At 61.6% G+C, this 17,455-nt stretch carries 15 protein-coding genes; 2 read left to right on the top strand and 13 right to left on the bottom strand.

From position 1 onward, the window contains the following. Positions 1 to 55: 55 nt before the first annotated feature. A complete protein-coding gene (gene estP, locus AB4P96_RS04810) occupies positions 56 to 1,978 on the top strand; it encodes an esterase EstP (protein ID WP_017138080.1) in 1,923 nt (640 codons plus the stop codon). Between the two features lie 75 nt (positions 1,979 to 2,053). Here the strand turns inward: estP and trpE are convergent, their stop codons facing one another. The 10 genes from trpE to AB4P96_RS04760 form a co-directional block, all read right to left on the bottom strand. Further along, the gene (trpE, locus tag AB4P96_RS04805; protein ID WP_017138079.1) at positions 2,054 to 3,535 is read right to left on the bottom strand and encodes an anthranilate synthase component I; all 1,482 of its coding nucleotides are present in this window, start codon (positions 3,533 to 3,535) and stop codon (positions 2,054 to 2,056) included. Positions 3,536 to 3,603: 68 nt separating this feature from the next. Further along, complete coding sequence (locus tag AB4P96_RS04800) at positions 3,604 to 4,422, bottom strand: phosphoglycolate phosphatase (RefSeq protein ID WP_017138078.1); 819 nt, start codon at positions 4,420 to 4,422, stop codon at positions 3,604 to 3,606. Continuing rightward, positions 4,419 to 5,093 carry a ribulose-phosphate 3-epimerase gene (gene rpe / locus AB4P96_RS04795; RefSeq protein ID WP_017138077.1) on the bottom strand — a complete coding sequence of 225 codons (675 nt, stop codon included), beginning with the start codon at positions 5,091 to 5,093 and terminating at the stop codon, positions 4,419 to 4,421. The genes AB4P96_RS04800 and rpe overlap by 4 nt, the downstream gene beginning before the upstream one ends. Positions 5,094 to 5,176: 83 nt before the next feature. Next, a complete protein-coding gene (locus tag AB4P96_RS04790) occupies positions 5,177 to 6,325 on the bottom strand; it encodes an iron-containing alcohol dehydrogenase (RefSeq protein WP_017138076.1) in 1,149 nt (382 codons plus the stop codon). Positions 6,326 to 6,521: 196 nt separating this feature from the next. Then, positions 6,522 to 7,346, bottom strand: a complete 825-nt coding sequence (locus AB4P96_RS04785) for an ABC transporter permease (RefSeq protein ID WP_017138075.1) — start codon at positions 7,344 to 7,346, stop codon at positions 6,522 to 6,524. 12 nt (positions 7,347 to 7,358) lie between these two features. After that, positions 7,359 to 8,591, bottom strand: a complete 1,233-nt coding sequence (locus AB4P96_RS04780) for an ABC transporter permease (RefSeq protein ID WP_017138074.1) — start codon at positions 8,589 to 8,591, stop codon at positions 7,359 to 7,361. 107 nt (positions 8,592 to 8,698) lie between these two features. Beyond that, complete coding sequence (locus AB4P96_RS04775) at positions 8,699 to 9,739, bottom strand: ABC transporter substrate-binding protein (RefSeq protein WP_170040778.1); 1,041 nt, start codon at positions 9,737 to 9,739, stop codon at positions 8,699 to 8,701. A 43-nt stretch (positions 9,740 to 9,782) separates the two neighbouring features. Further along, positions 9,783 to 10,895: an ABC transporter ATP-binding protein gene (locus AB4P96_RS04770; RefSeq protein ID WP_017138072.1), complete on the bottom strand. Its 1,113-nt coding sequence runs from the start codon at positions 10,893 to 10,895 to the stop codon at positions 9,783 to 9,785. A gap of 337 nt (positions 10,896 to 11,232) precedes the next feature. Further along, entirely contained in the window at positions 11,233 to 11,862 is a 630-nt protein-coding gene (locus AB4P96_RS04765; protein WP_017138071.1) for a response regulator transcription factor, read from the bottom strand. Positions 11,863 to 11,880: 18 nt separating this feature from the next. Then, on the bottom strand, positions 11,881 to 13,875 hold the full coding sequence (locus AB4P96_RS04760; protein ID WP_138452995.1) for a histidine kinase: 1,995 nt from the start codon (positions 13,873 to 13,875) through the stop codon (positions 11,881 to 11,883). Between the two features lie 77 nt (positions 13,876 to 13,952). On the opposite strand from AB4P96_RS04760, the gene AB4P96_RS04755 reads away from it, so the two are divergent. Continuing rightward, on the top strand, positions 13,953 to 14,927 hold the full coding sequence (locus tag AB4P96_RS04755) for an alpha/beta hydrolase family protein (RefSeq protein ID WP_395600552.1): 975 nt from the start codon (positions 13,953 to 13,955) through the stop codon (positions 14,925 to 14,927). Between the two features lie 58 nt (positions 14,928 to 14,985). On the opposite strand, the gene AB4P96_RS04750 is transcribed toward AB4P96_RS04755, so the two are convergent. Genes AB4P96_RS04750 through AB4P96_RS04740 form a run of 3 tightly spaced genes read right to left on the bottom strand, consistent with a single transcriptional unit; the run spans position 14,986 to position 17,451 of the window. Further along, a complete protein-coding gene (locus AB4P96_RS04750) occupies positions 14,986 to 15,753 on the bottom strand; it encodes a TerB family tellurite resistance protein (RefSeq protein WP_169987473.1) in 768 nt (255 codons plus the stop codon). A gap of 1 nt (position 15,754) precedes the next feature. Further along, positions 15,755 to 16,429 (bottom strand): N-acetylmuramate alpha-1-phosphate uridylyltransferase MurU, encoded by a 675-nt coding sequence (gene murU, locus AB4P96_RS04745; RefSeq protein ID WP_395600551.1) that lies wholly within the window; start codon positions 16,427 to 16,429, stop codon positions 15,755 to 15,757. Continuing rightward, positions 16,426 to 17,451, bottom strand: a complete 1,026-nt coding sequence (locus tag AB4P96_RS04740) for an aminoglycoside phosphotransferase family protein (RefSeq protein WP_099550422.1) — start codon at positions 17,449 to 17,451, stop codon at positions 16,426 to 16,428. Before AB4P96_RS04740 ends, murU begins: the two co-directional genes overlap by 4 nt. Between the last annotated feature and the right edge of the window lie 4 nt (positions 17,452 to 17,455).

The raw sequence follows: 17,455 nt of genomic DNA, 5'->3' as shown, positions 1-17,455 counted from the left end.
CACTACATTGCTAGTGTTTCGCGTCCGATACAAAAACAACTAAATGGAATTTCGCATGCTCAGACCACCGTTTTTCGCCCCCCTCGCCGGCTGCCTCCTGTCACTGGCCTGCGCGCAAGCGTTTGCAGCCCCGTCACCCTATTCAACCATGGTCGTTTTTGGCGACAGCCTGGCCGACGCCGGCCAGTTCCCCGATGGCTCGGCCGGCGCCACATTGCGCTTTACCAACCGCACCGGGCCGACATTCCAGGGCGATTATGGCCTGGTGTCATCTACGCTTTTGGGGGGCAAGCTGGGCGTGGCACCCAACGACCTGAACGCCTCCACCTCGCCGGTACGTGCCGCCCAAGGTTTGCCGGATGGTAATAACTGGGCGGTCGGCGGCTACCGTACCGACAATATCCTCGATTCCATCACCTCGGTCTCCAATGCGGCGATCCCGCCCGGCAATGCCGGTGGTGGCACCGTACTGCGCAGCCGTCAGGGTTATCTGCCGGCCAACGGCGGGCGGGCTGACCCGAACGCGTTGTATTTCCTATCCGGTGGCGGCAATGACTTTCTGCAAGGACGCGTCCTCAGCCCAGGCCAGGCCGTGGCCGCCGGCGGGCGCCTGGCCGACAGCGCCCAAGCCCTGCAACAGGCCGGCGCGCGCTACATCATGGTGTGGATGCTGCCCGACCTGGGCTTGACACCCGCCATCAACGGCACGCCCGCGCAAGGCGCCAGCTCGGCCCTGAGCAGCATTTTCAACCAGGCGCTGGTGCAGCGCCTGTCGCAGATCGACGCCCAGGTCATCCCGCTGAACATCCCGTTACTGCTCAATGAAACCTTCGCCAACCCTGCGCGCTTTGGCCTGGCCTCCGGGCAAAACCTCACCGGCACCTGCTTCAGCGGCAACGGCTGCACCGCCAACCCGGTGTATGGCATTGGCGGCGCCACCCCGGACCCGACCAAGCTGATCTATAACGACTCGGTTCACCCCACCATCGCCGGGCAACAGTTGATCGCCGACTACGCCTACTCGCTGCTCGCCGCGCCGTGGGAAGTGACCTTGCTGCCGGAGATGGCCCAAGGCACGTTGCGCGCCCATCAGGATGAGCTGCGCAACCAGTGGCAAGCCGACAATGGCAACTGGCAGGCCGTCGGCCAATGGCGCGCGATTGTCGCCGGTGGTGGCCAGCATTTGGACTTTGATGATCAACGCAGTTCGGCCAGCGGCGACGGCAGTGGCTACAACGTGAACGTCGGCGGCAGCTATCGCCTCGACGAAAACTGGCGCGTCGGCGTGGCCGCCGGCTTGTATCGCCAGACACTCGAAGCCGGCGCCCGCGATTCGGACTACAAGCTCAACAGCTACATGGGCACTGCCTTCGCGCAATATCAGCAAAACCACTGGTGGGCCGATGCGGCGCTGACCGGCGGCAAGCTGGACTTCGACAGCCTCAAGCGCAAGTTCGCCCTGGGCGTCAGCGAAGGCGCCGAAAAAGGCGACACCGACGGCTGGCTCTGGGCCTTGAGCGGCCGCTTGGGCTATGACATTGCCGGCGCCGGCAGCGATTGGCATTTGTCACCGTTCATCAGCGCGGACTATTCGCGGGTCGAAGTCGATGGTTATTCGGAAAAGGGCAACCGCTCCACCGCGCTGACCTTCGATGACCAGCAACGCGACTCCAAACGCCTGGGCGTCGGCCTGCAGGGCAGCTACCGGATTACGCCGCAAACCCAAGTGTTTGGCGAAGTGGCCCACGAGCATGAGTTCGAAAACGACACCCAGAAGGTAAAGATTTCGCTCAACAGCGTGCCCGGGATCGACTTCAAGCTGGACGGCTACACGCCGCGCAGCAATTCGGACCGATTGAGTCTGGGCGTCAGCCACAAGCTGACTCAGGAGCTGGCGCTACGGGCGGCGTATAACGTGAGGAAGGATGACAGCTTTACCCAGCAAGGCGTCAGTGTGGGGGTGAGTCTGGATTTCTAAGCGGATCTTAAACGCCCCACAAAACAACTGTGGGAGCTGGCTTGCCTGCTCCCACAGGTTGTCCAATGTCTGACTTTAGCTTTGCGGCGTTTGCTCGGCCAACGCCACAGCCCGGAACATCGCGCGGCGTTTATTCAGGGTTTCTTCCCATTCCAGGGCCGGCACCGAGTCAGCCACAATCCCGCCACCCGCCTGCACATGCAGCTCGCCGTCCTTGATCACGGCGGTGCGGATCGCAATCGCGGTGTCCATATTGCCGTTCCAGGCGAAATATCCCACGGCGCCGCCATACACACCACGCTTGACCGGCTCCAGTTCGTCGATGATCTCCATCGCGCGAATCTTCGGCGCGCCCGACAAAGTGCCCGCCGGCAGAATCGCCCGCAGTGCGTCCATCGCGGTCAACCCGGCTTTCAGCTCGCCGGTGACGTTGGACACAATGTGCATCACGTTGGAATACCGCTCGATGACCATCTTCTCGGTGAGCTTCACCGAACCGATTTCCGAAACCCGCCCGGTGTCGTTGCGGCCCAGGTCGATCAGCATCAAGTGTTCGGCAATTTCCTTGTCGTCACTCAGCAGGTCTTCTTCCAGCGCCAGGTCGGCCTCTTCGGTCGCGCCACGCGGGCGTGTGCCGGCTATCGGGCGCACGGTGATGAGGTTGTCTTCGACCCGCACCAGCACTTCCGGCGAACTGCCCACCACGTGGAAGTCGCCGAAGTTGAAGAAGTACATATACGGCGTCGGGTTGAAGCACCGCAGCGCGCGGTACAGATCAATTGGCGCCGCCTTGAAGTCGATGGACATGCGTTGCGACGGCACCACCTGCATGCAGTCACCGGCAAGGATGTATTCCTTGATGGTGTCGACCGCGCGCTCGTAGTCATCCTGGGTAAAGCTTGAACGAAAGATCGGGTCGGCGGCCGGCGGACGGCTGAGGTCCAGGCCACGGCGTGGGGTGATCGGCTGACGCAGTTTCTCCAGCAATGCCTCAAGGCTAGCCTGGCCTTGCTCGAAGGCATCGGCCTGGGACGGGTCGGCGAGGACAATCGCGTGCATCTTGCCGGCGAGGTTGTCGAACACCACCACCGCGTCGGAGACCATCAGCAGAATGTCCGGCACGCCCAGCGGGTCCGGGTTCGGGCATTTGCCCAGGCGTTTTTCTACGTAGCGCACGCAGTCGTAGCCGAAATACCCCACCAGGCCACCGTTGAAACGCGGCAGACCGGGAATGGTCGGCACGTTGTAGCGCGCCTTGAAGGTTTCGACGAACGCCAGCGGGTCTTCCACGTCATGGCTTTCGATCTCGACGCCATCATGGGTGATGCTCACATGGTGGTCATGCACACGCAGCACGGTGCGGCACGGCAGGCCGATGATCGAGTAACGGCCCCACTTCTCGCCGCCCTGCACCGATTCAAGCAGGTAGGAATTGGGCTTGTCGGCCAGTTTGAGGTAGATCGACAGCGGCGTATCGAAGTCAGCCAGGGTTTCGCAGGCCATGGGGATACGGTTATAGCCGGCAGTGGCCAAACGCAGGAATTCTTCGCGGATCATGAGGTGCCTCGTGGCTTGAGGGTCAAACGGTCAGGTGTGCAAACGTGCCGCAACGCGGCCAGGATCAGTCAGGCGCGCCAACGCCAGCGGGCCAGGGCCTTGATGACTTTCATCCAGAGTTTGCGAGTGACCACCACGATGGAATTTCCAGAAGGGGTTGATTCGATGTCGGGCAACGTTATCTCAGCGCCCGCTCCCAAGCAACCGGGGATTAGCAGTCGCAGATCATCAATGACCAGCGCCGGCGACTCCTCGGCGATCGGTCGGCCGTGGTTGTAGCCGTAGCTCAGCGCCACACACTGCACGCCAGCGGCTTTGGCGGCTTGCACATCACTGCGCGAATCGCCGACAAACAACGATTGCGAGGCCGGAATATTGGCCATTTTCATCACAAAGAACAGCGCCGCCGGGTCAGGCTTTTTCTGCGGCAAGGTGTCGCCGCCGATGATCCAGCGGAAATACCGGCCGATTTTCATCTGGTCCAACAGCGGCGCGACAAAGCGCTCCGGCTTGTTGGTGATCAGCGCCATCTCCACGCCTTGCTTGTGCAGCCACTTGAGCGTGTCGCGCACGCCGGGGTAAACCACGGTGAGCTCATGGCTGCTTTCATAGGCAACATTGAAGAGTTCCAGGGCGTGCTCGGCCTCAACCTCATCCACACCTTCGGCATCAATATGGTTGGCCAAGGCCCGACGCACCAGCATCTGCGCGCCGTTGCCGACCCACTCACGCACCGCCTCGATGCCCGCCGGCTTACGCCCCAGCTTGAGCAGCATCTCGTCCACCGCCGCCGCCAGGTCTGGCACCGAATCGATCAACGTACCGTCCAGATCGAACATCACCAGTCGTGGCAGTTTGCCGGGGAACAACTGCTCAAAACCGCTCATGGACGCGCCAGCGCCAGTTCGGCCCGCATCTTGTCGATGACTTCCTGGTAGTTGGGGGCGTTGAAGATCGCCGAGCCAGCCACAAAGGTGTCAGCGCCAGCGGCGGCGATTTCGCGAATATTGTTGACGTTGACCCCACCGTCGATTTCCAGGCGGATATCACGGCCCGACGCATCGATCAGCGCACGGGCTTCGCGCAGCTTGTTCAGCGTGCCGGGGATGAACTTCTGCCCGCCGAAGCCCGGGTTGACGCTCATCAGCAAGACCATGTCGACCTTGTCCATCACGTACTCCAGCACGCTCAACGGCGTGGCCGGGTTGAACACCAGGCCGGCCTTGCAACCGCCTTCACGGATCAGTTGCAGGGTGCGGTCGACGTGCAGCGTGGCTTCCGGATGGAAGGTAATGTAGGTGGCGCCGGCCTCGATGAAGTCACCGACGATGCGATCCACCGGGCTGACCATCAGGTGCGCATCGATCGGCGCAGTAATGCCGTACTTGCGCAGTGCCGCGCAGACCATCGGGCCGATGGTCAGGTTGGGCACATAGTGGTTGTCCATGACATCGAAGTGCACGAAGTCGGCACCGGCGGCCAATACCTTGTCCACTTCCTCACCCAGGCGGGCGAAGTCGGCGGAGAGAATCGATGGAGCGATAACGAAGGGCTGCATGACGCACCTTTTTGAGCTAAATCACGATGGCGCGCATTGTATACCTCATGCTTTACCCAGCACACCGTGACCTAACTCAATGGTCAGTAAGCCGCCCGGTAGATTTTCTCGATATCCGCTGCGCTGAGCTTGCGCGGGTTGTTGCGCATCAGGCGCTCGATACCCGCCGCTTCCGTCGCCATGGCGGGGATCGCGTCTTCCGGCACACCAAAGCTGCGCAGCCCTGCCGGGATTTCCACGGCGGCACATAGCCGCGTCATCGCCTCGACCGCCTGATCGGCGGCGTCGTTGACGCTGAGCCCGGCGGTATTCACGCCCATGGCTTGGGCAATGTCCTGCATGCGCTCCACGCAGGCCAGTTTGTTCCAGTGCATCACGTAGGGCAGCAACAGCGCATTGCTCACGCCGTGAGCAATATTGAATCGCCCGCCCAGCGGGTACGCCAAGGCATGCACTGCGCCGACGCCAGCATTGCCGAACGCCATGCCGGCCATCAGGCTGGCGGTGGCCATATCATCGCGGGCCTGCAGGTTGGCAGGGTTGGCGTAGGCCTTGGGCAGCGCATTGGCAATCAGTTTGATCGCGCCGATGGCCAGCGCGTCAGTGATCGGCGAGGCATTCAGCGACAGGTAGGACTCGATGGCATGCACCAGCGCATCCACGCCACTGGCGGCGGTGACACTGCGCGGGCACGTGAGGGTCATTTGCGGGCTGATCAGCGCAACATCCGGCAATAAGTAATCGCTTACGATGCCTTTTTTCAGTTGTGCGGCCTTGTCGGAGAGAATCGCCACATTGGTCACCTCCGAACCGGTGCCGGCCGTGGTCGGGATGGCGATCAGCGGCGGGCCTTTGCGCGGCACCTGGTCGACGCCGAACAAGTCCGCCAGCGCGCCGTGGTAACCGGCATAGGCCGCGACACTCTTGGCGATGTCGATGGCACTGCCACCGCCCACGCCGATCAGGCCGTCATGCCCGCCCTCGCGGTACACGCGCATGCAGTCCTCGACGATGGCGATTTCCGGGTCGGGCAGCACACGGTCGAAAATCTCATAAGTGCGCTCGCCCAGGTGCTCGAGCGCCAGCGCCACGGTGCCGGACTTGACCAGCGCGGCATCGGTAACGATCAACGGGTTATCCACATCAAGACGCGTGAGCTCGGCGGCCAGTTGTTCGATGGCGCCAGCGCCGGTCAGCAGTTTGTGGGCGATCTTGAATGAGGAAGTACTCATGTGCGCGGCCTCTTATTAATGATGGGCTGGCACAAGAATAGCCGGGTATTTCAGGTTGCCCAGCATTCACGCACTGAATGGCTCGGTCGGTGTGGGAGCTGGCTTGCCTGCGATGCGACCGCCTCGGTTTTCCTGACATACCGAGTTGATGCTATCGCAGGCAAGCCAGCTCCCACATTTGATCCGGTTTCGGCCTTTAGACTTGCGCGGTGCGCAGTTTCTCGCTGCGGCCTCGCAGCCACTCAAGGGTCAGCAACAGCAGCACCGAGAACGCAATCAGCAAGGTTGCCGCTGCAGCGATTGTCGGGCTTAAATTTTCGCGGATGCCGCTGAACATCTGGCGCGGCAAAGTCGCTTGCTCGGGGCCGGCGAGAAACAGCGTCACTACCACTTCATCAAAGGACGTCGAGAAGGCAAACAATGCCCCGGAAATCACCCCAGGCGCGATCAACGGCAAGGTCACACGGCGAAACGCGGTCAGCGGCGAGGCGCCCAGGCTGGCCGCTGCCCGCACCAGGTTGTGGTTGAAGCCCTGCAACGTCGCCGACACGGTGATGATCACAAACGGCACACCCAGCACGGCATGTACCACGATCAGCGAGAGGAAGCTGTTGCCCAGCCCCAGTGGCGCAAAGAACAGATAGCTGGCCACGCCAATGATCACCACAGGCACCACCATCGGCGAAATCACCAAGGCCATGACCAACGCCTTGCCGGGGAAGTTGCCGCGCGTCAGGCCAATCGCCGCCAGCGTACCGAACACCATCGCCAGCACCGTGGCCGCCGGGGCCACAATGATGCTGTTCTTCAATGCACGCATCCACTCGGCCGAGGCGAAGAAGTCCTGATACCAGTGCAACGAGAAGCCTTGCAGCGGGTACACCAGGAAACTGCCGCTGTTGAACGACAGCGGGATAATCACCAGCACCGGCAAGATCAGGAACAGCAGGATCAAGCCACACAGGATCCGCAAGCTGTAGAACCACACCCGCTCCACGGGTGACATATAAGGGCTCAGCATCGCCAACTCTCCTCAGCTCAGGCGCAGGCGACTGGCGCCGACCAGACGGTTGTAGATCAGGTACAGCACGACGGTCGCCAGCAGCAGCAAGCCGCCCAGCGCCGTGGCCATACCCCAATTGATGCTGGTGTTGGTGTAGAACGCGACGAAATAGCTGACCATCTGGTCGTTCGGGCTGCCGAGCAGCGCCGGGGTGATGTAGTAACCAATCGCCAGGATAAACACCAGCAGGCAACCGGCGCCGACACCGGCATAAGTCTGCGGGAAGTACACACGCCAGAAACTGGCAAACGGGTGGCAACCCAGGGAAATCGCTGCACGCATATACGTGGGCGAGATGCCTTTCATCACGCTGTAAATCGGCAAAATCATGAAGGGCAACAGGATGTGCACCATCGAGATGTAAACCCCGGTGCGGTTAAACACCAGCTCCATGGGTTTATCGATCAGCCCCATGCCCATCAATGCGCTGTTGATCAACCCACCGGACTGCAGCAGTACAATCCACGCCGCCACCCTTACCAGGATTGAGGTCCAGAACGGCAGCAATACCAGAATCATCAGCAGGTTACTTTTGCGTGCCGGCAGGTTGGCCAGCAAATAGGCCAACGGGTAGGCCAGCAGCAGGCAGATGAAGGTTATTACCAAGCCCATCCAGAACGTGCGGGCGAAGATGTCCAGGTAGATGGCCTGGTCAGGCGTGGCCGGGGCCACTTCGCCAAGGTCATTGATACGGTGATCGACAGCCGCCAGCAGGTAGTACGGCGTGAGGCTGCTGGTATTACGCCGGATCGCCTGCCAGTACGCCGGGTCGCCCCAGCGTTCGTCGAGGTTTTCCAACGCTTCCTTATAAGAGGCGGGCGCTTCGGTAAACGGCAGCGCCCGCGCGGTTTTGGTCAACAGGCTGCGGTAGCCGGCCAGTTCCATGTTCAAGCGTTTGGACAAGTCGCCCAGCGTCTGGTTTTTACGCGCTTCACCCAGGTCTTCGCTGAGCGCCTGATACACCGGCTCACCCGGCAGGCCGCGACCGTCCCAGGTCTTGACCGCTACCACGGTACGCGGCAAACCGCCCACCACTTCCGGGTTGCCGACGCTTTTGTAAAGCAGCGCAACAATCGGCACCAGGAACACCAGCAGCAAAAACAGCACCAGCGGCGCAATCAAGGCCTGGGCCTTCCAGCGGTTGAGCCGCTCGGCACGCGCCAGGCGCTGCTTGAGGGTGGGGCTGGGAATGGCGATAACCATGGCAAACTCCGGAAATCTTCTAAGAGTTCCCTGTGAGCGGTGCTTTTTTGTGGGAGCTGGCTTGCCTGCTCCCACACCAGCCTGCTTTCACAGAGGAATATGCGGTGTTACTTCGCCGCCCAGGAATTGAAGCGCTGCTCGAGCTGCTCGCCGTTATCCGCCCAGAAGCTCACATCGATCTGCACCTGGTTGGCGATGTTTTCCGGGGTGGTCGGCATGTCTTTCAGCACATCCTTGGCCAGCAACGGTACAGCCTGGGTATTGGCCGGGCCGTAGGCGATGTTTTCCGAGTAGGTCTTCTGCTGTTGCGGCTGCACCGAGAAGGCGATGAATTTCTTCGCCGCTTCGGCACGGTCCTTGGCCAGGCCTTTAGGGATGGCCCAGGCGTCAAAGTCGTAGATGCCGCCGTTCCACACCACTTTCAGGTTGCTTTCTTTTTGCACGGCAGCGATGCGGCCGTTGTAGGCCGAGCTCATGACCACATCACCCGAGGCCAGGTACTGCGGCGGTTGTGCGCCGGCTTCCCACCACTGGATCGACGGTTTGAGTTCGTCGAGTTTCTTGAACGCGCGATCCTGGCCGTCTTTGCCAGCCAGCACTTTGTACACGTCTTTGGGGGCCACGCCGTCCGCCATCAAGGCGAATTCCAGGGTGTACTTGGCGCCTTTGCGCAGGCCGCGCTTGCCTGGGAACTTCTTGGTATCCCAAAAATCCGCCCAACTGGTCGGTGCAGTGGTCAGCTTGTCGGCGTTGTACGCCAGCACGGTGGACCACACAAAGAAGCCCACGCCGCAGGGCTGAATCGCGCCTTTCACGTAATCGGCGCTATTGCCGAACAGTTTCGGGTCGAGCGGTTCGAACATGTCTTCGTCACAGCCACGGGACAGTTCCGGCGACTCCACTTCCACCAAGTCCCATGACACGCTCTTGGTATCGACCATGGCTTTGACCTTGGCCATTTCACCGTTGTACTCACCGGCGACGATCTTGCCATTACCCGCGCTTTCCCACGGTGCGTAAAAGGCTTTGACCTGAGCCGCCTTGTTCGCGCCGCCGAAGGATACGACCGTCAGGTCCGGGCCTGCCATGGCCTGTGTCGCGCCCATCAAACCGATGGCCAAGGCGGAATATTTAAGGGATCTCAACATTGTTGTTCTCTCCACGTGCAGGGTTGGTGAAGCCATGGGGCGATTAATTCGCCTCTAGAAGTGGGTCGAGTGCGCGAACGTGCTCGACTTGCCAGCCAATCGGTACCACGTCGCCGACCGCAAGCGCTGGGTCCAGCTCAGCGATCGGTTGTTTCACAAAAAAATCGGCCTTGCCGCAGACTTCCAGGCGCACACGCACGTGGTCGCCCAGGTAGATAAATTCCGCCACCCGCCCAGAGAAGCGGTTGACGCAGGATTCACTGGAGCCGTTGAGGCTGACGCGCTCCGGGCGTACTGACAGGGTCACCGGGCCGCCGAGCTGGCCGACATTCACTGCCAGCGCCTCAACCTTTTCACCGCGCGCCAACTCCACCACACAGCGTTCGCCGGTGTGGCTGTGCAAGCGGCCATTGAGTCGGTTGTTCTCACCGATGAAGTTGGCGACGAACGTGTTTTTTGGCTCTTCGTACAACGTGCGCGGCGCGGCGATCTGCTGGATCTCGCCCTGGTGGAACACCGCCACGCGGTCGGACATGGTCAAGGCTTCGCCCTGGTCGTGGGTCACGTACACCACGGTCACGCCGAGGCGCTGGTGCAGGTGCTTGATCTCCATCTGCATGTGTTCGCGCAGTTGTTTATCGAGGGCGCCGAGGGGTTCGTCCATCAACACCAGCTGCGGTTCGAACACCAGCGCGCGGGCCAAGGCCACGCGCTGTTGCTGACCGCCGGAGAGTTGCGCCGGGTAACGCTGGGCGAAGGCATCCAGCTGGACCATGCTCAGCACCCGTTTGACCCGCTCGCTGATATCGGTCTTGCTCAAGCCGCGCACCGACAACGGGAAGGCCAGGTTCTCTGCCACCGTCATGTGCGGGAACAGCGCGTAGTTCTGGAACACCATGCCGATGTCGCGCTTGTGCGGCGGCACGTTGTTGATAGCGCGCCCGGCGAGCAGGATTTCCCCGGCGGTCGGCGTCTCGAAACCGGCGAGCATCATCAGGCTGGTGGTCTTGCCCGAACCGGACGGCCCGAGCAGGGTGAGGAACTCGCCCTTGCGAATTTCCAGGTTGAGGTCTTTGACGATCAGGTTCTCGCCGTCGTAGCTCTTCTGCACGCCACGAAAGCTGACCAGCACATCATTTGAATCCACCTCGCTCATACCCGCACCTTTTGTTTTGGACTGCTGTGGCACAAAGCGTAGTCCAGGCGCGAGCCCCCGGAAATCGGGGACGAGGAGAGAATCACATCAGCAGGATGGAAGATTGGGGGTAGGGATTGCCCTACACGGATGGCGGGCAGAGAACAGTGCGGCGGCAATCGTCAGCGTCTGCCGGCAAAGCCTATGTCGTAAACAGATACGCGCACCTGGAGGAGCCCGGCTTGATCGTTCCCTCGCTCCGCGTGGGAATGCAGCCCAGGACGCTCTGCGTCCTAAAGCGTGACGCAGAGCGTCATAAGAGGTGTTACCACGCGGAGCGTGGGAACGATCGAGGGGGTTACAAGAGTTTGTGTTCCATGGCGTACTTCACCAGTTCGGCCAGGGAGGTGATATGGAGCTTTTGCATCAACCGCGCCTTGTGGGTGCTGATGGTCTTGCTGCTCAGCGCCAGTTGCTGGGCGATATCATTGACGTTGGCGCCCTGGGCCAGGCGCTCGAACACTGAGAACTCGCGCTCCGACAGTAACGAGTGCAACGGCCGCGTATCGGTGAGGCCGACCTCAAAGACCATGCGGTCCGCCAGGTCCGGGTCGATGTAACGCCCGCCCGCCGCCACCTTGCGAATCGCCGTCAGCAACAGCGCCGGGTCACTGTCCTTGGTGGCATACCCCGCCGCCCCGACTTTCAGGGCGCGGGCAGCCATTTGCGCTTCATCGTGCATCGACAGCACCAGAATCGCGGGCGGGTTACTCAATGCACGGATGCGCGCAATCGCTTCCAGGCCATTTACGCCCGGCATCGAGATATCCAGCAACACCACCTCACAGGCGATATGGCGCAAGGTCTCCAGCAACTGCTCGCCATTGCTGGCCTCGCCGACCACCAGCAGGTCTTTGGCCAGGCCAATCAATTGCTTGATGCCTTCACGAACAATGGTGTGGTCTTCGGCTACCAATACGCGAATCACAGGGGCTTGCTCCTATCGTTATGCATCCAACGGCACCGTGACACTCAAGGTGGTGCCCTCCCCCAGTTCGCTGTGCAGGCTCAATTGCCCGCCCATCATCAGCACCCGCTCACGCATGCCGACTACGCCAAAGGATACCGGGCGGCCGGGGTTCTCGACGAAACCGACGCCGTCATCGCTGATGGTCAGCCGCAAGTCGGCGTTTTCCACTGTCAGGGTCAGTTCAACAGTATGCGCCTGGGCATGACGCATCACATTGGTCAGCGCCTCCTGCAGGATGCGGAACAGGCCAATTGCCTTGGCATCGCTGAGGGCCGGCAGGTTATCCGGGACTTGTACCAGACAGGGAATGTGCGTGCGCGCTTCGAAGCGGCGGGCTTGCCATTCAATCGCCGAGGCGATGCCAGCGTCGAGAATCGGCGGGCGTAGCGCGGTCGCCACATCCCGGACAAGCTGGAACAGCTGGGCGATCAGGCGTTTCATGCTGTTCAGGCGCTCGGTCAAGCCCGGGTCCAATTGCGCATAGGCCAGCTCGCACATCGAGGTCTCCAGCTTGAGCACCGTGAGCATTTGACCCAACTCGTCATGCACTTCACGGGCGATACGCGCCTTTTCCTCTTCGCGCACGGTTTCGAGGTGGGCAGAAAGCTCGCGCAGCTGTGTTTCGCTTTGCTGCAAGGCGGCCACGTAACGACGGCGCTCGGTGACGTCGTTGAGATAAACCACCAGGTATTCGCCCTCGGCAAAGCGCAGGAAGCTCAACGACACATCCGCCGGCAGGATGCTGCCGTCAGCGCGCACGCAATCGGCGGCGAAGGTCTGCGGGCCTTCTTCGCTGGCACGCGCACGCTTCCATACGTCGAGCCAGCGGTCCATGTTCAAGGTCGGGTCAAAATCGATCAGCGGTCGCTCGATCAGCGCGCCCGCGGCGTAGCCCAGCATGGTTTCGGCGGCGCGGTTGGCGTAACGCACATGGCTGTCCCAATTGACCCAAAGAATGCCGACCGTACTTTGATCGATGGAGAACTGCGTCAGCCGCAACGCTTCGGCACCCGCCGCACGCGCGGCGCTTTCTTCTCGGGCGGCCAGTAAGCTGTGTTCCAGCACTCGCTGGTGGCGGCGCTGCCAAACCACCACGGCGAGGCTGGCGAGCAGGAACATCGCCAAGAGCAGGCTGAGGTTTTGCCACAGGCCCGGCGATTCCGTCAGCCGTGGGTATTTGGGTTGCAGCCAGCGGCTGTGCAATTGGTCGAGGTCGCGGGCGGGTATCGCGCGCAAGGCACTTTGCATGATGCTCGCCAGCTCCGGCCACTCACGGCGCGTGGCCACACGCAGCAATTGCGGCAGGCCGATATCGCCAACCACCGCCAGCCCGGCAAACTCCGCCTCGCCGGACAATCGGCTCAATTGCGCCTCATCCACCACGGCATAACGCGCCTGCTGGCTCACCAACAATTGCAAGGCCTGACGCTCCAAAGGGACGCCTTGCAGGTTGAGGTTGGGATAATTGCTGCGCAGGTAATCGGCGACAGCGCTGGGCATGCGCACGGCGACGCGGGACAGCTCGTCAAGCTTTTCCAGCTCCACCGCGCCGCCGCCCTCGCGAATGCCGACGATATGCTGAGGCACGCGCATGTAAGGGTCGCTGAATAACCACAGACGCAAGCCCGCCGGGGTTTGCTGCAGGCCCGGGGCGATATCCACCTCGCCATCGCGCACGGCGGCTTCCAATTGCTCCTGGCTGGGGAAATTGCGCCAGGTCAGGTCGATATTCAGCGCTTTGGCCAGCCATTGCATCAATTCGACATTCGCCCCGGACAGGCGCTGCAGGCGCCGATCGTATTGGGCGTACGGTGCCTGCAATACCAGGCCCACGCGCAACTGCGGGTGCTGCGCCAGCCATTCACGCTGCTGAGCATTGAGCTGCGCCTGCGGCGCGATAGGCGCAGGCGCGGCATTCGCCATCAAGGCAAAGCACACACAGCCGATAACCAGCAGACAGCGAAAACCCATGATCCACGTCTCACATCACTGACAAACACTGACCAACCCATTAGGCTGCTGGAATCACTTCTGGCCGGGAATTAACGATGCCCTTTACCCACCGTTCGGCACTGCCAGCATTGTGCCTATCGCTGCTATTTACCAGCGCCTTTTCTGTTCACGCCGCCGACGCGCCTGCGCCCACCGCCGAAAAACCGGCTGAACGCCAAGCCCTGCCCGAGCGCAGCCAGGAAGAAGCCAACGCCCTTGAGCGACAACTTCCACGCCAGGAACAACAACAGTTGCAGGCCGGCACCGACTCATTCCTGGCGCTGTGGAAACCTGCCAACAGCGCCGAGCCCGAAGGGGTGGTGATTATCGTACCGGGCGCAGGGGAAAGTGCTGACTGGCCGCAAGCAATCGCGCCCTTACGGCGCAAGCTGCCCGATGCCAATTGGGGCACCCTCAGTCTGTCGCTGCCGGATGTGAACCTCGACACCTTGCCGCCACGGGTCATGGAGCCACCTAAAGCCGCCGTCGACACCAGCAGCAAAGACGGCAGCACGGCCGCCAAACCGATCGAACAAGCCGCCAGCGCCGAAGCCGAAGGCACTGACCCGGCGGTGGTGCCTGGTGCTGATGAACAAGACAAGACCGACGCCAAGCGCATCTTTGATCGCATTGACGCCGCCGTTGCCTTTGCCCAAACCCAGAGCGCCCGCAGTGTGGTACTGCTCGGCCACGGCACCGGCGCCTGGTGGGCTGCGCGCTACCTGAGCGAGAAACAGCCGTCCCAAGTGCAGAAGTTGGTGATGGTGGATGGCAAGACGCCAGCGGCCAGGCAGCCGGACCTGCAAAAACTGGCACCGGCGCTGAAGGTGCCGACGGCGGATGTGTATTACCAGGACGGCGCCCAAGAGCGCAAAAACGCCCGGGAACGCATGCAGGCCGCCAAGCGGGCGAAGAATGACAGCTATAAACAGGTGTCACTCAAGACCTTGCCGGGCAACAGTGCGGCTGAGCAAGAGCAGCTGTATCGGCGGGTTCGCGGGTGGTTGAGCCCGGAGCCGACCTCCAACTAATCCAGCCTGGCAAGCCAGCTCCCACACTGATTGGGTTGTCACTTCCAAATGGTGGTGGCTACCTGAAATCCCGCCGTTCGCGAATCAACGCATAAGCATTGTGCAGCTCGCGGGTGCGCTCGGTGGCCTCACGCACTTGCGCCAGGCTCGCGCCACTGCCGGCGATCTTGTCCGGGTGATGGCGGCTGAGCAGTCGGCGATAGGCACGTTTGATCGCCGCCGGTTCGCTGGTGGACGTCACCCCCAGAATCCGCAACGCCTCCTGATACGCCCCGCCACGACTGGCCAATGGCTTGCGTTCGGGGGCGTAATCAGACGCCAGCGCCTGCAGCTGTTGCGGCGTCCACCCCAGCCACTTGCCCCATAGGTCAATCAGGTCGCGCTCGGCGTCATCGGCCCTGCCGTCCGCCCAGGCCATGCGCCAGCATGCACGCAATACACCTTCTGCCGCATGGGGTTGGGCTTTGAGTACGCGCAGGTAATTGCGCACTCGGTCGGATCCCGACTTGCCACGATTGAACGCGGTAATCGCCCGGCGCTGGGCCGGCTCGCTCATGTCCAGCGAGCGCATCTCCTGGCGCGCCTGCTGAATATGCCCATCCACCACCCGGCCATTACTCTTGGCCAGGCGCCCCAACAAAACAAACAGCAATTCGTCGTTGCGCAACGCCGGGCGCCCGCCCAGGCGCTCGCGCAATTGCGCCCAGCTGTGCAACTGCAGGCGGCGATCCAGTGCCTGCCCCAGCAATGCGCCCAACAAGGCCCCCGGAATACTGGCAATGGCAAAGCCAGCCCCGGCACCGATCAGTGTCCCTGGCCACAACATCTTATTGCCCCGCAGTCAGCAGGGTTTCAACCTGCGCCAGACGCTCCAGCGTGCCGACATCAATCCAGCGTCCTGTCATGTGCTCTCCCGTTACCAGACCTTTGGCCATGGCCTGCCGCAACAGCGGCGCCAGTTTGAAGGCACCGGCGCTGCAACCCGCGAACAACTTCGGGTCGAGAACTGAAATGCCACTGAAGGTCAGGTTATCGGCACCGGGCGCGGCATCATGAAGCAGACCTTCGTCCAGGTAGAAATCGCCGCCAGAAGGGTGATGCGCCGGGTTATCGACCATCACCAGGTGAGCCAGGCCCTTGAGCGGTTGCTTGAGGAGATTGAAGTCGTAGTCGGTCCAGATATCACCATTGACCACCAGAAAAGGCTCGTCGCCCAACAACGGCAGCGCCTGGAAAATTCCGCCACCGGTTTCCAGCGGCTCGCCCTCGGGCGAGTACTGAATGCGCAAGCCAAACTGCGCACCATCACCCAGGTAGCTTTCAATCTGCTGGCCGAGCCAGGCATGGTTGATCACGATATCGGTGAAGCCGGCCTTGGCCAGCGCTTCAAGGTGATACTCGATCAAACGCTTGCCACCCGCCTGCACCAGTGGTTTGGGCGTGTGCAACGTGAGCGGGCGCATCCGCTCACCTTTGCCTGCTGCCAGGATCATCGCCTTCATACGCGCGCCTCGGTTGGTTCACGCAGGCTGGCGAGCAGCTCGCCCAACTCGTCCAGCTCCGGCCGGTCGGCCAGTACCGCTTCTATATAAGCAAAGAAACGCGGCACATCGGCCAGGTAGCGTGGCTTGCCATCGCGATGGCAGATGCGTGCAAAAATGCCGATGACCTTGAGGTGACGCTGCACGCCCATCAGGTCACTGGCCCGCAGGAACTCGTTGAAATCCGCCTGCACCGGGATGCCCAAAGCGCCAGCACGTTCCCAGTAGCCGCGTTGCCACGCCTGCACACGCGCCTTGGGCCAGCTGAGAAACGCATCCTTGAACAGGCAGGTGATGTCATAGGTGACCGGGCCGTAGACCGCGTCCTGGAAGTCCAGCACGCCGGGGTTCGGCGCGCTGATCATCAGGTTGCGCGGCATATAGTCGCGATGCACCAGCACTTTGGGCTGGGCCAGGGCACTGTCGATCAGGTGATCGCTGACGCGTTGCCATAAGGCCTGCTGCCGGGTGTCGAATTCGATACCCAAATGCCGGCGCACGTACCACTCCGGAAACAATTCCAGCTCACGGCGCAACAAGGCCACGTCATAGCTGGGCAGCGGCGCGTCCATCGGCAATTGCTGAAAAGCCAGCAACGCGTCGATGGCATCGGCAAACAATTGATCGGCGTTTTGCGCGTCAATCACGTCCAGATAGGTTTTTCTGCCCAGGTCATTGAGCAAAAGAAAGCCGCGCGGCAAATCTTCTGCATAAATTTTTGGCACATTTATTCCCGATTTCGCGAGTAAATCAGCGATATCGACGAAAGGTTTGCAGTTTTCCTGGGGCGGTGGAGCGTCCATGACGACGAACGTGCGACCGCCGCCCTCCCACCGGAAATAACGCCTGAAACTCGCGTCGCTGCTGGCCGCGGTCAATGTGGCCGGAGGTACGACACCCCAGTCCTGAGCGTTGAAAAGGATCGGCAACTGCTCATCCAGCCAAACTTTCAGCTGTTGTAAACGTAGATCTTGCTCGGGCATTACA

The organism is Pseudomonas sp. B19125 (assembly GCF_044218855.1).
Lineage (GTDB): Bacteria > Pseudomonadota > Gammaproteobacteria > Pseudomonadales > Pseudomonadaceae > Aquipseudomonas > Aquipseudomonas edaphica.
Note: the sequence above shows the minus strand (reverse complement) of the source record. Positions and strands in the feature narration are given on the sequence as shown.

Bases quoted from the DNA above. Each gene is read 5' to 3' on its own strand.
- murU (WP_395600551.1), bottom strand. From the start codon at position 16,429: ATGAAGGCGATGATCCTGGCAGCAGGCAAAGGTGAGCGGATGCGCCCG.
- AB4P96_RS04740 (WP_099550422.1), bottom strand. From the start codon at position 17,451: ATGCCCGAGCAAGATCTACGTTTACAACAGCTGAAAGTTTGGCTGGAT.
- AB4P96_RS04750 (WP_169987473.1), bottom strand. From the start codon at position 15,753: ATGTTGTGGCCAGGGACACTGATCGGTGCCGGGGCTGGCTTTGCCATT.
- AB4P96_RS04760 (WP_138452995.1), bottom strand. From the start codon at position 13,875: ATGGGTTTTCGCTGTCTGCTGGTTATCGGCTGTGTGTGCTTTGCCTTG.
- rpe (WP_017138077.1), bottom strand. From the start codon at position 5,093: ATGCAGCCCTTCGTTATCGCTCCATCGATTCTCTCCGCCGACTTCGCC.
- AB4P96_RS04780 (WP_017138074.1), bottom strand. From the start codon at position 8,591: ATGGTTATCGCCATTCCCAGCCCCACCCTCAAGCAGCGCCTGGCGCGT.
- AB4P96_RS04800 (WP_017138078.1), bottom strand. From the start codon at position 4,422: ATGAGCGGTTTTGAGCAGTTGTTCCCCGGCAAACTGCCACGACTGGTG.
- trpE (WP_017138079.1), bottom strand. From the start codon at position 3,535: ATGATCCGCGAAGAATTCCTGCGTTTGGCCACTGCCGGCTATAACCGT.
- AB4P96_RS04755 (WP_395600552.1), top strand. From the start codon at position 13,953: ATGCCCTTTACCCACCGTTCGGCACTGCCAGCATTGTGCCTATCGCTG.
- AB4P96_RS04785 (WP_017138075.1), bottom strand. From the start codon at position 7,346: ATGCTGAGCCCTTATATGTCACCCGTGGAGCGGGTGTGGTTCTACAGC.
- AB4P96_RS04775 (WP_170040778.1), bottom strand. From the start codon at position 9,739: ATGTTGAGATCCCTTAAATATTCCGCCTTGGCCATCGGTTTGATGGGC.
- estP (WP_017138080.1), top strand. From the start codon at position 56: ATGCTCAGACCACCGTTTTTCGCCCCCCTCGCCGGCTGCCTCCTGTCA.
- AB4P96_RS04790 (WP_017138076.1), bottom strand. From the start codon at position 6,325: ATGAGTACTTCCTCATTCAAGATCGCCCACAAACTGCTGACCGGCGCT.
- AB4P96_RS04770 (WP_017138072.1), bottom strand. From the start codon at position 10,895: ATGAGCGAGGTGGATTCAAATGATGTGCTGGTCAGCTTTCGTGGCGTG.